Genomic DNA, 15,251 nt, shown 5'->3' on the forward strand with positions numbered 1-15,251 from the left:
AGTTACAAAGGTTAACGTTATTTTAATGAATGAACAACCCTTGTAGGGGGCTTAAAATCAAGGGGTTTCAATTTAACCAATTGATTTTTAATGTGAAATTCATTAAAAAACAAAAGAGGATTTATCGTGACTCATGGAAACAATAAGCCACTGTCTCCGAATAGCGTATAATCCGGCGGCGTATGCCGCTGGGTTAAAATCCAAACAACATTTAAATCTTTCAAGTGGTTCTTTGTACTGCCAAATTTTAATACGTTCATTTTTTATAGAGTTATTGAATGGCTGACTGGATTGTCATTTCGGGTTATACTTCTTTTTTTCGTTAGAATATCAATATGTTTAGTAATTTAACTCTTTATTATCTTAACCAGTTAGGAATTGTCCCATGGATAAATAAAGAGAGTTCTTTAAAGCTGCCGGATAAATCAAGCACAGTTGAAAGTAATCTGCTCAAATTAGTAGTTCTTGTTTCTTCAGATTTAAGTAATAAAGCTCAAGCTCTTTTTAATCGTATGATGGCTTCTATTAATGTAGAAAAAGATGAATTATTAATAATTAAAATTTTGACGCAGGATTTAGCCGATAACAAAAAGTGGCTAACTCAGATTGAAAAGAATACACCACGCGCTGTATTCGCTTTAGGTCTAAATGTTAACGATGATTTATTTGCGGACTTGAATTCAAGCTATCCTATAGTACAGAGTTTTGCCCCTGAATATTTACTTGATAATCCCTCCTATAAAAAGAAGGTTTTTCACGATCTCAATACACTTAAAGGATTGCTGTCGTAGATAATGTATTAAGTGTCTCATGATGAAAATAAAAGGATTTACGTTAATTGAAGTGTTGATTACCTTGATTTTTCTTGCGGGCCTCTCTTTATTAAGCATTTCTTCTGCATCTTTTTTAACCTATAAAAATGAACGACAAACTCTAATTGATGAAATTAGGACAGCGATACAGTATGCTAAAATTCAAGCCATTACTCTTGGCCATCCGGTATATCTTGCCCCTGTTGATACCTCATTGAACTGGTCAAAGGGAATGATTCTTGCTCAATACAATAATAAAAAAAATACCTCAGCTCCTCTTTATCAATGGCGTTGGCATCATCCACGCTGGAATATAACCTGGACTGGGGCAGGAGCTCTTAACAAAATAATGTTATCTAATAATCCTGTGAGTGCTATAAGCAATGGTCAGTTCGTTTTATTTAATTCCTATACCAAAGAACGGGTGGTCATCGTTCTAAATAAGCTTGGGCGAATCAAGATTAAATCAAAAGATTGATAGGGCTGTCGACAAAGTGACGCGAGGTAGGAGACGGTATGTAGAACGAAAATAAAAGTTCTATATGATGCTTCGTGAATACTGGCTGCTTGTTTGAGCAGAATAATAGTAAATCTCTTGTTCCTACATGGCTTATTTTGTAATATTCCTACGAATCGTATTTATAATAAAATATAACCTATGTATATAAATAATCAGCCGGTCTTTACTGCTGAAACGGAACATCCTGAAGCGTTAAAAGATTGGCGGGTACATCAATATTCCCTAACTGATAAATTACGGGCGCTAAAAGGCAGTACTCAATTAGAACTTATTTCGCAGCAATGGACAAAACCGACCTGGTGGGATACTTATCTTCTCCAAATTAAAGATGAACTGATCTTTCAACGGGAAATCATGATGAAACATCAGGAGATAGATTGTTGGTATGCCAGAACGGTAATTCCTCAAAAATGTTATCATGTGGATCCCAAGTTTTTTAAACGCCTGGAAAAAGAATCAATACGAAACCTAATCTTTGACAGTAATCGAGTGCATCGAGTGACTATGGTGAGCTATCCTGTGGACGAGCAATGCATTGAGTTTCACTGGGTCAAAAAAAATATGAAAACCATTAATGGGATTATCTGGGTTAGATTAGCAGAGTTTTCTTTGGATCATTTGGAGTCTTTTTACCTGGCTGAGCTTTTATTACCCGAATTAGAGAGTATATCGTGATAAAATGGAGTGCGTATTGGCGACTGTTACGATTTAATAGACCTGCGGGTACTCTTTTACTTTGGTATCCAACAGCATGGGCTTTATGGATTGCTAATGAGGGTTTTCCCCCTTTCAAATTACTCTTTTTATTCTTTATTGGTACGGTATTAATGCGTGCCGCAGGCTGTGTTTTTAATGATATAGCGGATCGACACATCGATAAGCATGTTGCTCGAACAAAATTACGCCCCTTAACTTCAGGTGAGGTCAGTCTGCCCGAGGCTTTTGTTTTACTCATTATGCTGTTGCTTGGCGCTTTAGAAGTTGCAATTAACTTGCCATCAACTTGTTTTTATTTGGCAGTTATTGCTTTACTTATTACTTTGCTTTATCCCTTTTGTAAACGTTTTTTAAAAGCGCCACAAATGGTGCTGGGCTTGGCTTTTTCTATGGGAATACCCATGGCTTATAGTGCCTCCGGGGCATCGTTGAATAATGGATTTTTTATTTTATTTCTCATTAATTTTGCCTGGATACTAGCCTATGACACGATGTATGCAATGACTGATAGAGAAGACGATTTAAAAATAGGGGTGAAGTCTACGGCAATTTATTTTGCTAGTTACGATCGATTAATTATTGGCTTGTTGCTTGTCTTCCTTCATGGCTTATGGTTGTATTGGGCTTTAGCGAGTCATGCGCGTGTAGGATTTTATGGTTGTTGGTTTGCAGCAGCATTGATATTGATTTATCAGCAAAAATTAATTAATAAAAGAGTTCCTCAAGACTGTTTCAAAGCGTTTTTGGTCAGTGTTTATTACGGTTTGCTCATGTGGCTCGCCGTGGGAGTGGCTTTGTTGGATAGTGCTTGAAGATGATACTTTAGCTATCTAATGAATACTACGCTGTAACCGTTCACGATCCACGTCATCCAGAGCGAAGCGAAGGATCTCCTGAATGTGGCATTAGCATTTTACTTAAATATTGTGCCACATTCAGGAGATCCTTCGTCGTAAACTCCTCTGGATGACGTGGATCGTGAACGGTTTTTAATAAAAATCAATACACATCACTACCATTATCGGCTACAACTCGTGTATGTCGGCCATAGATCACTAAAATTTTCTGTTTGTTTTTAAGCTTTAAATCCTCAGATTGGACGACGGAAATAATGCCTCCTGAGGCGAGTTTAATGACATATTCAACGCCATGAGTTTGATTATAGCCCCCCTCCATAAAGCTGTTGTCAGCGCCCTTTGAACGAGGATTAGTCCCATCAGCGTTTTGCCTATGTAAATTCACTGGACGTTTGGAGATTATAGTACCGGGAATTACTTTTTTAATTTTACCAATTTCGTTAGCATCGTATTCACCAGGAGGTAGGTCTTTATTGCAACCCGCTAAAAAAAGCCCCAATAGCAGCACTAAAATGGATTTAAATACAGTTTTGTTTCTCATAGTAATTTAACCCCAGGAATTATTAATAAAATGTTCAGCGCTATTCTAGCTGAGATTCCGTGAATATTTAATCATTATTTGCGAACTTGACCAGGCATTAAATTATTTTGGTACTTCGTTAATCGAGTAATCAAAGTTAAATTTCTGCCGCGTAGCGTTAAATTAGAGCCATGTGTGTTATAATTGTTCTGTATGTCTTTTTTGGAGCTTTACATGAGCGATGAAGATGATTGGGACATCGTTGAAGAGACGGTTACCTTAGACGAGAATTTTTTAGATCCAGATCAAGGTCATGGTATGCATATTGCCGATCGAATAAAAATCAGCGTGAGGGAAATGACCGAGTTAAAGAGAATAATTGATGAGGCTATAAATGTAAAGATAGATGAAAATATAGATGAAAATATAGATGAAAATATAGATGAAAATATAGATGAAAACATAGATGAAAACATAGATGAAAATATAGATGAAAACATAGATGAAAATATAGATGAAAACATAGATGAAAACATAGATGAAAACATAGATGAAAACATAGATGAAAACATAGATGAAAACATAGTTCTTTGTAAGTCGGAAAAATACAATGTGACTATTTATCCCGAAGATCTACAAGTACCGAAAGACAGTGAAAAACTTAAAAACATACCAGTTTCTGTAGAGATGGAAAATGGTGTGGTGTTAGTGAAAGTTGGACCGGTTGATTTAAGTGGTGTGGGTGGACATAAAATTAGAGAGGAACTAATCAAAGATATTGTTAACCAGGCACTTAAAAAAAATAATATTAAAAAAAATAATATTGAGCAAAAGTTTGAAGATGTAAATGTCTCAGCTGCAATAGGAGTTAGAGGCAGGGCTCAAATGATTGAAGGTCTATTTATAAATAATAGAGAGAAAGAGGGCGCTCATATGAATGCCTATGTTAAAACAGCGGGTGAGCCTCATTTAACTCATTGGGAACCCCGTAACGGCCCTCAATCATTTTTTAACGATACCATCTGTGCCATGGTTACCTGTGTCATTACATCACTTTTTGAACAAGGTATAAGGACCAAAAGAATTCAGTCATCAGAAGAGGCTACTCAATCTATTCTTAAGAACCCCAAATTAAAAGATACTTTTGATGAATTACTGGATAGGACTTGCGAGCGAATTACCTATCTTATTAAGGATGTTGTAAGCATACTTAGCTTTTTGCAACAAAAAGATAAACTCACAAAAATAACCCAAAAAGATCAGGGGGATAGTCCTGAACCTGAGGCTGGGGGCTACTCCCCTTAAATTGCCTTTATTTTTAAGTAATCTTATCTACGCCTTTGCGAGTGAAGCAAGAGTAGGTCTGATTGCGGTTAACACTCGAAAAGACAAATTAATTGTTAAGAGTTGTTTCAATTACCAGTTAATAGCTCGTCTAAAAGACTGCTGGCACCGAGACGAAACCAATCTTTGCTAATCTTTTTATTTATGATTAATTCGGCTAAAGAGGCATAGCTTAGAGCTTGTTGCGGTGTTTTAATTCCCCCAGAAATTTTGATGCCACACTTTTTTCCAGAATCTTTAATGGCGCTTAAAATGGCAAATGCAGCTGATAATGAAGCTCCGTGGGCGATTTTTCCAGTAGAGGTTTTTAGAAAATCACATCCAATTTTTATTAGTTCGTTACTCAGTTGGTAAATACTTTGAATATCAGGGAAAGCACCTGTTTCAATAATTATTTTTAAGGTAAGTCCGTATTTTTTGCAGGATTTAGCTATAGCATCGCATTGATTTAATGCTTCATGTTTATTACCTGCTAGATACATTTGATAGGGGAGCACGTAATCAATTTCTTTGACTCTCAGTTTAAAAGCCTGGTCTATCTCGTTGATGCAAGCATCCAGTTTATTATTTCCCTGCGGGAAATTAACTACTGTAGCAAAATTAAATCCTGCTGGTAGATAAAACTGGTTGAGATGATGAGCATAAACACACAAAGCTGCAATCGGATAGCCTTGAGCTAATTGCTTGATGTGATTCAGCTCTTCATCTGAAGGATTTTCTTTAAGCAGAGTCAGATCCATAGATTCAATTAATTGATCTATGGAAATGGCTGAGTTGACATCATCTGATATTAGATGTTCAAAAGCCCTATTTAAATGGGTTTCCAGAGTCACGCTAATTCCAGGATATACTGCTTAATCAAAAGATTAAGTTTTTCAGCTGCGCTGGAGGCCATATTGACTACCGCCTCATGACTATGGCTCGTTTTGGAAAGACCAGTTGCATAATTCGTTATCATGGCAATGACCGCAACTTTCATACCGCAATGATTAGCTACTAAAACTTCTGGAACAGTAGACATTCCTACAGCATCAGCACCCAAGATCTTAAACGCTTTTATTTCCGCGGCGGTTTCATAATGTGGACCTAATACAGAAATATAAACACCTTCATTTAATTTAATTGAATTTTTTTGAGCAGTGGCTAATAAATCGGTACGCATGGTTTTATCGTATGCGTTGTCTAAGGGGTAAAATCTAGGTCCAAACTCATCATCATTTGGGCCGATAAGCGGATTACTGGGTTGTAAATTAATGTGATCGGTAATAAGCATTAATTCCCCTGGTCCAACATCTTCTCTCAATGATCCAGAAGCATTCGTTGCTATAAAATAGCCACATCCTAGTACCTTTAATGTTCTTACATAGGTTTTAACCGTGTCATAGTTTTCAAGTCCTTCATAGGTATGGGCTCGACCTTGCAGGCAAACTACAGCCACTCCTTTCCAATAACCCAGGATTAATTTTCCGCCATGACCGTGCACTGTAATTTTAGGAAATCCTGGAAGATCTTCATAACTGATTGATACAGCGTCTTCTAATTCTTCAGCAAATTTACCTAATCCGGAGCCTAAAACGATTCCCACAGTCGGTTTAAATGATGGAAGTAACTTTTTAATATAATCTGCCGCTAAATGGGGATAGGAATTTTTTGTTGCAGGATTAGTCATATAATCATCCAATTAAGGGTTAAAATCAAAAGCCAGGGGCAAGAGTTTATCAATAGTTAAACTTTGAAAGATAGTGTTTTCATTGCATAAATGGACTACGGTATCGGCTGTTGAAAATTCGTGAATTCTTTGTCTGCATGCTCCGCAAGGAGAACACGGTAAATGATTATCAGCCAAAATAACAATACTTTTAATGCGTTGTTCTCCAGCCAGAACCATATTGCAAATAGCTGATGATTCAGCGCAGTTAGTCAGGCCATAAGAGCCGTTTTCAACATTGACCCCGGTATATAGATTGTTTTTATCAGTACAGATACACGATGCAACTTTAAATTGGGAATAGGGTGCGTAAGCATTGGGTAATGCTTTATATGCCTCACTGATCATTTGCTCAGTTATTTTATTCATGATACACCTCTTGAGTAGCCACAGAATATACTAAATTATTAAGGCATTGAGCAAGTCTGGATGCAAAGAGATGTGTCTTCATTTTCCAATTGGAGCGATTGACTGTCTTCCGATGACTTTAACAAGTCATCGCCGTGATAAGGAGCCGGTGAACAAGTTTCTTCATTGGAGACTCTAGGTCCTAATGAGTGATTCATTTGGCTATGACTGGTTTTTATTAATGGGGTGGGTTTGTGATCGCCGAATGTATAATTCAGCCAATTTTCAATGGCGAAAGCGCTTAAACCAACAGCAATAATGGTTGATAATATAAGCACCGGTATAGTCGCCGGAGGAAATATAAAGATAACCGTGGTACTTAACGCAGCTATGATACTCATACTCGTCATAGTAGCAGCATAGGACGTGTAAGCCTCTTGATACGTATGAGAGTATTTTTCATCATAGGTAGGGGGATGCTTAAGTTTATGATATTCACCCGAGGCCCACATGAAATTACTGGCAACAAACATCCAGGCTGCGGGAATAAGAAGTACCGGTACAAAAAAACCGGCTATACTTAAGGCTGTTGCAAGGAGACCGAGTGTGGCTGCAAATAGGTATTGTTCTTTAAATTGGGCAAAACCGTACCACTCTTCTTCTTTTTTAGTATATTCAGGATAAAAATGACTGGCGATAAACCATACACCATATCCCACCATATAAAACACAAGAGAAATGATGTTAAACGCAGCGGAGACAACAGGAATTGGAAGATTCTGAATTTTTCCGAAAACAAATCCAGAAAAAAAGAAGAAACTACTTACTTTACCCAACTTCGATGTTGTACTCACTAAAGAATAATCCCATGTTGATATTTTTTTTGTACATATTACATAAAATTACGACTAAAATCCAGTGAAATATTAGGTTACGGCGACATGTTCGCTAAATCCAGAAAATTTTCCCAGAAAAAGACTTCTAGTTCTTACGGACAGGTCGTGGAATAGCTGTATCTACATTTGACATTCTTAGCGGCCTTGTTGCATCGATCTTTTGTACGTCTATGTCCTGGGGCTTGTCCGCAGGATCCAGTCTGGTACTGTATTCATGGATGAGCGAACACGTCGCGGGAAGTAGGAGGTCTGTGCAGAAAATAGTTTTTTTTCTGTAGGCTTATAAATTATGTTCAGGAGCAAGATTTATCGGAAGAATAATGCGAACTAATAACCCCCCCTCATCATTATTTTTAGCGATAATTTCACCATGATGTAAGGCAACTGCTCGAGAGGCAATCGCGAGTCCTAGACCATAGCCACCTGTTTTCTTTGTTCGTGACGTATCCACCCGATAAAAAGGATTAAATATTTTTTCCAGTTGCTCCTCTGGAACACCGGGACCATGATCTTTAACGTCAATGTAGATATGCTCTTTATTGTCACTGTAGCGCAAGGAAATCGTTACCTGTTGATCACCAGAAGAATAATGAAGCGCATTGCGGACAATATTTTCTACCGCCCTATGAATCAGGCGTTTATCAATAAATAGTTGGCAAGGTTCTATTGTTCCGGCTACGATGCGAATGGACTCATTCTCAAATTCATAATTGGCATCCTGGATAATCTCTGATAAAAGCTCAGGGAGGTCTGTCTGAGTTAATTGCAGATCTGTGGTTGACTTATCTAAACGGGCAAAATCTAAAATTTCACCAATTAAAGCATTCAACCTTGAGCTCTCGAGCTCCATGCGACTGAATTCGCTATCAGCCAGATGTTTTGTTTTATTTTTACCCAGCTCAATAGCAATGTTAAGGCGAGCTATTGGGGAACGTAACTCATGAGAAATATCTTGTAACAAACGCTCTTTGGAACTGACTAAAGTTTCTAATTGTTCCGCCATGCGATCAAAATCATTGCTCAGTTCTGCTATTTCATCTTTTTTATGCCCTCTAAAATGACCAACTCGAGTATAGAGTTTTCCAGTGGCAATAGATTTTGCCGCCATGCCTAAAGAGCGAAGAGGCTGGGTTAGGTAAAGCGATAATAAATAGCAAATAAGACCACTGATAAAGATGGCAAGGGTCAATCGTATCGTAAGTCCTGCCCACGGAATCTCAATAAAATAGGAAATGGGTTTTTCACTTACTGCAGCAAGTCTATAAAATTTACCTGAAGTAGACAAAATTTCATGGCTGACTATTAACTTTCCCGATTTAAAAATACCTTCACTTAGTTGATCTTTAATGAGATTTTCAGCTACGGCTTTTACATTGTCAGGTGGCGCTTGCGCCCCAACAATTTCTCCAGTACTTGATAGTAAGTAAATGGACATGTGGCGGGAGAGACCAATCTGATTAAGCCATTTCAATAAAGCCAAGCGTCGGCCTGATTCAAATGTCGCAACAGCAGCATTAGCATAACTGTCCATAAACACTTGCTCTCGGGCCGGTTGAGATGACTTTTGAGCGATTTGACTGGTTACCCAGGCCGTAGTAAAAATAATTAAGATTGTGGCTAACCAAAATGAGACGAATATTTTCCAATACAAACTACGCATTAAACATATATCCAAACCCCCGGACGGTTTTTACTATGGGTTCGCCCTGCGGATTGTCACCTAATTTATTTCTTAAATTACTAATATGAACGTCAATACTTCTATCATAGGCGGTGTATTTTCTGCCTAGAGCATATTCTGTAAGTTCTTCTTTTGAAAATGCTTGCCCAGGCGATTTAATTAACATTTCCAATATATTAAATTCAGCATTAGTCAATTCGAGAAACTTGCCTGCCATGGTGACGTGGCGCTTAGAGCAATCTACAACGATGTTATGTTGTTCTATGATGGGTCTTGATATTGGGATTTTTAAGGTTCGTCTTAAAATGGCTCGTAAGCGTGCGACCAATTCACGAGGATTGCAGGGCTTGGGTAAATAATCATCCGCACCAATTTCCAGCCCTACGATGCGATCTATATCATCTCCCCGAGCAGTCAGCATCAGCACAGGGGTTTCTAGGTGTTCTCGTATCGCTTTTAATACTTCAAATCCATTTAATTTAGGGAGCATTACGTCAAGTACAATTGCATCAAATACTTGATTTAAAGCCTTTTTAACACCATTCTCACCATCATGAACACAAACCACATTGAACCCTTCGGGTTCTAGGTATTGAGTTAATAGATCAGTCAGTTCAGTATCATCATCGATGATGAGAATATTACTATTCATTAATTAGTTATCCTTCAGCATTCATATTTGAGGTACCAGCAGGGCGCTTATCGATACACTCTAATAATTTAATTCTTCTTGCGTCTGCATTAATTATTTTAAATTCCAAATGGTTGATAGTAATTGTATCTCCCCGCTTGGGTAAATAACCAAAACTATTCATTACTATACCGCCAATCGTATCATAAGTTTCATCGCTGAAATCAGTATGCATCTGCTCATTAAATTCTTCAATAGGGGTATGGGCTTTAATGATGTAATGATGATCATGGTGGGTTTTAATGTAAGCATCCTCATCGATATCAAACTCATCTTCAATATCACCAATAATTTGCTCAATGATGTCTTCTATAGTGACAAAGCCGGATACTTCACCATATTCATCAACCACTATAGCCATATGATTGCGATTACAACGAAACTCACTGAGTAAACTATCAAGACGTCTACTTTCTGGAACAAATGTTACCTGTCGACAAATATCCAGCAAATCAAAAGAGTCAGCATTTCCTGGCTGATAGCGTAATAAGTCTTTAGCATGTAGGACGCCAATTACTTCATCGGAACTTTCACCAATTACGGGAAATCGTGAATGTCCGGTGCGAGTAACCACTTTTATAATTTCGTTATACTCATCATCGACGTTAATGGAAACCATTTGATTTTTGGGAAGCATGATGTCACGCACCCGCATTTTGGAGAATAAGATAGCCCCTTCTATCATGGCCAGGGTTTCTGAATTAATCAGAGATCTGATCTGAGCGTCTCTTAATAAACTCACTAGTTCTTCCTGATTTTGTGGCTCTCCTTGCAAAAACTGCTTCAATCGGACGAACCACGAACCACCTTCTTCCTCTTTATTCAAGTTCATGTACCTCTAAGTCATAAGGATTAGAATAACCTATTTCAGTTAATAGTTTCACTTCAAGTGACTGCATCTCAATGGCCTCATCATCCTTAATGTGATCATAGCCCAGTAAATGCAGTACTCCATGAATTACAATTAAAGACCAATGTTCTTTAAGTGATTTATTAAGTTGCTGGCTTTCAGCAAGTAACACGTCGGGGCAAATAATAATATCCCCTAAAAGCGGACACTCAAGTTCTATGTTATCAGGCAAAGAGCTGGGAAAAGCCAGAACATTAGTTGTTTTGTTTTGTTTTCTATAAGTATGATTTAAGTGGATCATTTCTTCAGAGTTAACAATACGTATTGTTAACTCTGCATCATTTTGATGATCTTTTAGTGCGAGTTCAGCCAGACTGGATAATTCACTCTCTGTTAAAGGCAATGGCTTTTCAGTGGCATTTTGGATGTCGATGTAATAAGTCATTTCTTTTTTCCTGTATACTCGTTGTCATAGCAGTCCACAATTTTCGATACCAGAGGATGTCTGACGACTTCACGACTAGTGAATGTATGAATGCTTATCTCCGGAATTTTTTTAAATAAATTAATGGCATGGGCGAGGCCTGAATCAACGCCTTTAGGTAAGTCAACCTGCGTGATATCGCCGGTTATGACTGTTTTAGAGCCAAACCCCATTCGAGTTAAAAACATTTTCATTTGCATAACGGTGGTGTTCTGGGCCTCATCGAGAATGATAAATGATTCATTTAGAGTACGGCCACGCATGAATGCCAGTGGTAATACTTCGATGATGTCACTTTGAATCATTTTTTGTGTTTCTTTAAAGCCTATCATTTCATATAAAGCATCATATATGGGTCTTAAATAAGGAAGCACTTTTTCGACCAGGTCGCCTGGTAGAAAGCCTAATTTTTCACCTGCCTCCACGGCTGGCCTTACAAAAATGAGTCTTTGTACCTCTCCTTTTTCAAAACTTTCTATAGCCTTAGAAACAGCAAGATAGGTTTTTCCGGTTCCTGCAGGGCCAACCGCAAAGGTGATCCCGAATTTGTCAATGGCATCCAAAAATGCAGCTTGTTTATTATTTCGGGCTGAAATGGATTTGCGAGATAATTTAATATGATGAGTCATCGCGGTTTGGTAATCCTCATGGAGTAAAACACGGATAGTTTGAGTATCTATAGGTTTTTTGGACAACGGATATAATAAATTAAGTATTTGTTTTACTGCTTTGAATGACTGTTCAGAGGAACCAGACAGAATCACTGTGTTCTGTTTGATTTTGATAGTCAAATTGAAATGTTCTTCTAATAATTTAAAGTTACTGTGCAAAACACCACACAGATTAGCTATTTCCTGCGTACTAAGATGTGGTAGTTTTATGATGCTACTATTTAGTGTACTGCTCAAGAGTATTTATATAATTAAAATGACCATACTTAAAGAATAGTTCAAAAGCTGCCTCTTCTGCAAGTTTAATACTATTAAATAAAGCAATATTTCACTAATTTACCCGAGATACATGCTATAATCTTTTGATTTAAGTAATTCATTATTTATGATTGATCTTCATTGTCATAGTAATTTTTCCGATGGGGCGTTAAGCCCTGAGGAATTAATACAAAAAGCTCAAAATCAACAGTTACTATGCCTGTCTCTAACTGACCACGATACTGTTGCTGGTTACAGCGCATTAAATCAAGCTGCTTCAACGACTCAAATTAAAATAATTAATGGGATAGAGCTGAGTGCTCGTTGGAAGAAATATGATATTCATGTATTGGGATATCAAATCAATCATTCTTCTGAATTAAATGATTTAATTCAACAGCAAAATCAAAGTAGAATAGAGCGAGCCGTAGCAATTGGTCAATCGCTATCTTTGGTTGGTATAATGGATGCTTATGATAAAGCCTGTGAGTTGGCGGGGCATAATAGAGTTGGACGCCCTCATTTTGCCCGTGTCTTAATTAACGAAGGCAAAACACGGGATATGAAATCTGCTTTTAAACAATTTCTGGGCAGAGGCAAAAATGCCTATATTCCTACGCCATGGATTACTATTCAAGAAGCAGTCAAGGGAATAGTTGACGCAGGGGGTAAGGCAGTTATTGCTCATCCGCTCAAATACGGATTGACGCGTTCTAAATTGCATGAGTTAATCAAAGAATTTAAAGAGGCTGGTGGGGAAGGTATTGAAGTGGTTTCAGGCGAAATGACAGTGACACAAATTCAAGAAATGGCCGCAACAAGTATACGGTTTAATTTGTTAGCCTCTTCAGGCTCAGATTTTCATAGTGACGCATTATCTCGCATAAACCTTGGACGACAGCAACAACTACCAGTAAACTGTAAGCCTATTTGGCATGATTGGAACATTTAACAGGGGACTTTATGAGTCAGTTTTTCGCATTACATCCTGATAATCCTCAAGCTCGATTGCTGAGAAAAGCGGTTTCCATTATTGAAGAGGGCGGATTAATTGTTTATCCAACCGATTCTGGTTATGCATTAGGCTGTAGTCTTGGGAATAAATCAGCTCTTGAGCGCATCAGGCGTTTAAGGCAATTGGATAAAAATCACAATATGACTTTGGTTTGCCGTGATTTATCTCAGCTCGGAACGTACGCCAAGGTATCGAATTCTATATTTAGGCTTTTGAAGGCTTTTACGCCAGGCTCCTATACTTTTATTCTCAATGCAACGCATGAAGTGCCTCGTTTAATGCTTCATCCGAAGAGAAGAACCTTGGGACTTAGAGTACCAGACAATACGATAACCCTATCTTTGTTGGAGTGTTTGGAAGCTCCCTTGATGAGTACCACTTTGATTCTTCCAGGTGCAAAAGCACCTTTAAGTGAACCTGAGGCCATTAAGGACCTTTTAGGGGCTCAAACTGATCTTATTATTGATGGCGGCAATTGTGGGCATGAACCTACTACAGTCGTTGATTTAACAGGCGACTATCCCGTGATTTTAAGAGAGGGGAAGGGCGATCCCGAACCTTTTAGATAATGTCAGCTCGATTAAATGTATATCAAGGGATGTAAAATTTTTTACGGATTTTTAGAGAAATTATTGTTTTAATTATTAACTAGCAGAGGATATTGATGTCAGCATTATTTACTTCCAATAAACGAGTTGTTTCTGGAATGCGTGTCAGTGGACGGTTACATCTTGGACATTATCATGGTGTATTAAAAAACTGGATTAAATTACAACATCAATATGATTGTTTCTTTTTTGCGGCCGATTGGCATGGTTTAACGACGCAATATGAAGATCCCAGCTTTATAAAAAACCATGTTTGGGATATGGTCATTGACTGGCTGGCCTGTGGTGTTAATCCTGGATTATCAACAATCTTTATTCAATCCTGGGTCCCTGAACATGCGGAATTACATTTACTTTTATCAATGATTACGCCTTTAGGATGGCTAGAGCGAGTACCTAGCTATAAAGATCAACAGGAAAAGTTAAAAGAGAAAGACTTATCAACCTATGGCTTTTTAGGTTATCCCTTGCTGCAAAGTGCTGATGTTTTATTGTATCACGCGGACTATGTTCCAGTAGGCGAAGATCAGGTAGCTCACATCGAGTTAATACGTGAAGTAGCCCGTCGCTTTAATCATATTTATGGTAAGGAAGCTAATTTTGAAGAATTAGCTATAGAAGCGATAAGTAAAATGGGCAAAAAAAATGGAAAAATTTATAAAGAATTGCGACGACAGTTTCAAGAAAATGGTGTTCATGAGTCTATAAAAACAGCACAGGCCCTTTTAGAAGATCAATCCAATTTATCGATAGGGGATAAAGAAAGATTATTAGGCTATTTGGAAGGAAGCGGCAAAATTATATTGCCTGAACCTCATCCCATGCTAACAGAAAACGCAAAAATGCCAGGAACTGATGGACAGAAAATGTCCAAGTCTTATAATAATACCATTATGTTAAGAGAGAAGCCTGAACAGGTAGAAAAGAAAGTGTTGACCATGCCAACTGATCCGGCACGAGTTAAACGAACTGATCCTGGTGATCCAGAAAAATGTCCTGTATGGCAGTTCCATAAGATCTATTCTAATAATGAGGTTAAGGATTGGGTACAAAAAGGGTGTCGTTCTGCAGGGATTGGTTGTATTGATTGTAAAAGACCAGTCATTGACGCCATTAATCAAGAACTTGCGCCCATTCAGGAATCCATTGTTGGTTATGAATCCGATTTAGGTTCAGTGAAGCGTATCGTTAGTGAAGGAAGCGAAGCTGCCAGAGAGGAAGCTAATAAAACGTTAAATACAGTAAGAGAAGTAATGGGTTTGGATTACTGA

The 15,251-nt window shown here is 37.9% G+C and carries 18 protein-coding genes; 8 read left to right on the forward strand and 10 right to left on the reverse strand.

The features are described 5' to 3' along the window. Nucleotides 1-335 precede the first annotated feature (335 nt). From LOX96_RS09120 to ubiA, 4 genes are all read left to right on the forward strand, one after another. Nucleotides 336-791: a DNA polymerase III subunit psi gene (locus LOX96_RS09120; RefSeq protein WP_250421158.1), complete on the forward strand. Its 456-nt coding sequence runs from the start codon at nt 336-338 to the stop codon at nt 789-791. 19 nt (nt 792-810) lie between these two features. Further along, nucleotides 811-1,290 (forward strand): GspH/FimT family pseudopilin, encoded by a 480-nt coding sequence (locus LOX96_RS09125; RefSeq protein ID WP_250421159.1) that lies wholly within the window; start codon nt 811-813, stop codon nt 1,288-1,290. A 180-nt stretch (nt 1,291-1,470) separates the two neighbouring features. Continuing rightward, nucleotides 1,471-2,007 (forward strand): chorismate--pyruvate lyase family protein, encoded by a 537-nt coding sequence (locus LOX96_RS09130; RefSeq protein WP_250421160.1) that lies wholly within the window; start codon nt 1,471-1,473, stop codon nt 2,005-2,007. Then, complete coding sequence (gene ubiA, locus LOX96_RS09135) at nt 2,004-2,861, forward strand: 4-hydroxybenzoate octaprenyltransferase (RefSeq protein ID WP_250421161.1); 858 nt, start codon at nt 2,004-2,006, stop codon at nt 2,859-2,861. The genes LOX96_RS09130 and ubiA overlap by 4 nt, the downstream gene beginning before the upstream one ends. Nucleotides 2,862-3,048: 187 nt before the next feature. Here ubiA and LOX96_RS09140 read toward each other — a convergent pair whose 3' ends face one another. Continuing rightward, the gene (locus LOX96_RS09140) at nt 3,049-3,447 is read right to left on the reverse strand and encodes a hypothetical protein (RefSeq protein ID WP_250421162.1); all 399 of its coding nucleotides are present in this window, start codon (nt 3,445-3,447) and stop codon (nt 3,049-3,051) included. 213 nt (nt 3,448-3,660) lie between these two features. On the opposite strand from LOX96_RS09140, the gene LOX96_RS09145 reads away from it, so the two are divergent. Further along, a complete protein-coding gene (locus LOX96_RS09145; protein WP_250421163.1) occupies nt 3,661-4,731 on the forward strand; it encodes a hypothetical protein in 1,071 nt (356 codons plus the stop codon). 107 nt (nt 4,732-4,838) lie between these two features. Here LOX96_RS09145 and LOX96_RS09150 read toward each other — a convergent pair whose 3' ends face one another. The 9 genes from LOX96_RS09150 to LOX96_RS09190 form a co-directional block, all read right to left on the reverse strand. Continuing rightward, nucleotides 4,839-5,603 (reverse strand): deoxyribose-phosphate aldolase, encoded by a 765-nt coding sequence (locus LOX96_RS09150; RefSeq protein ID WP_250421164.1) that lies wholly within the window; start codon nt 5,601-5,603, stop codon nt 4,839-4,841. Next, the gene (locus LOX96_RS09155) at nt 5,600-6,439 is read right to left on the reverse strand and encodes a purine-nucleoside phosphorylase (protein ID WP_250421165.1); all 840 of its coding nucleotides are present in this window, start codon (nt 6,437-6,439) and stop codon (nt 5,600-5,602) included. Before LOX96_RS09155 ends, LOX96_RS09150 begins: the two co-directional genes overlap by 4 nt. A gap of 12 nt (nt 6,440-6,451) precedes the next feature. Continuing rightward, entirely contained in the window at nt 6,452-6,847 is a 396-nt protein-coding gene (gene cdd, locus LOX96_RS09160; RefSeq protein WP_250421166.1) for a cytidine deaminase, read from the reverse strand. Nucleotides 6,848-6,885: 38 nt separating this feature from the next. Next, nucleotides 6,886-7,680 (reverse strand): hypothetical protein, encoded by a 795-nt coding sequence (locus LOX96_RS09165; RefSeq protein WP_250421167.1) that lies wholly within the window; start codon nt 7,678-7,680, stop codon nt 6,886-6,888. A 322-nt stretch (nt 7,681-8,002) separates the two neighbouring features. Beyond that, a complete protein-coding gene (gene cpxA / locus LOX96_RS09170) occupies nt 8,003-9,382 on the reverse strand; it encodes a two-component system sensor histidine kinase CpxA (RefSeq protein ID WP_250421168.1) in 1,380 nt (459 codons plus the stop codon). Next, nucleotides 9,375-10,055 (reverse strand): two-component system response regulator CpxR, encoded by a 681-nt coding sequence (gene cpxR / locus LOX96_RS09175; protein ID WP_250421169.1) that lies wholly within the window; start codon nt 10,053-10,055, stop codon nt 9,375-9,377. The genes cpxA and cpxR overlap by 8 nt, the downstream gene beginning before the upstream one ends. Before the next feature lie 7 nt (nt 10,056-10,062). Continuing rightward, the gene (locus LOX96_RS09180; protein ID WP_431606632.1) at nt 10,063-10,926 is read right to left on the reverse strand and encodes a CorC family transporter; all 864 of its coding nucleotides are present in this window, start codon (nt 10,924-10,926) and stop codon (nt 10,063-10,065) included. Continuing rightward, the gene (ybeY, locus tag LOX96_RS09185; RefSeq protein ID WP_250421170.1) at nt 10,913-11,389 is read right to left on the reverse strand and encodes an rRNA maturation RNase YbeY; all 477 of its coding nucleotides are present in this window, start codon (nt 11,387-11,389) and stop codon (nt 10,913-10,915) included. Before ybeY ends, LOX96_RS09180 begins: the two co-directional genes overlap by 14 nt. Next, nucleotides 11,386-12,336 carry a PhoH family protein gene (locus tag LOX96_RS09190; protein WP_250456361.1) on the reverse strand — a complete coding sequence of 317 codons (951 nt, stop codon included), beginning with the start codon at nt 12,334-12,336 and terminating at the stop codon, nt 11,386-11,388. Before LOX96_RS09190 ends, ybeY begins: the two co-directional genes overlap by 4 nt. A 148-nt stretch (nt 12,337-12,484) precedes the next feature. On the opposite strand from LOX96_RS09190, the gene LOX96_RS09195 reads away from it, so the two are divergent. The 3 genes from LOX96_RS09195 (at nt 12,485) to LOX96_RS09205 (ending at nt 15,251) form a co-directional block, all read left to right on the forward strand. Then, nucleotides 12,485-13,309, forward strand: a complete 825-nt coding sequence (locus LOX96_RS09195; RefSeq protein ID WP_250421171.1) for a PHP domain-containing protein — start codon at nt 12,485-12,487, stop codon at nt 13,307-13,309. 11 nt (nt 13,310-13,320) lie between these two features. Continuing rightward, the gene (locus tag LOX96_RS09200) at nt 13,321-13,941 is read left to right on the forward strand and encodes an L-threonylcarbamoyladenylate synthase (RefSeq protein ID WP_250421172.1); all 621 of its coding nucleotides are present in this window, start codon (nt 13,321-13,323) and stop codon (nt 13,939-13,941) included. Nucleotides 13,942-14,036: 95 nt separating this feature from the next. Next, on the forward strand, nt 14,037-15,251 hold the full coding sequence (locus tag LOX96_RS09205) for a tryptophan--tRNA ligase (protein ID WP_250421173.1): 1,215 nt from the start codon (nt 14,037-14,039) through the stop codon (nt 15,249-15,251).

It is taken from the genome of Legionella maioricensis (assembly GCF_023618015.1).
In the GTDB taxonomy this organism is placed as follows: domain Bacteria; phylum Pseudomonadota; class Gammaproteobacteria; order Legionellales; family Legionellaceae; genus Legionella; species Legionella maioricensis.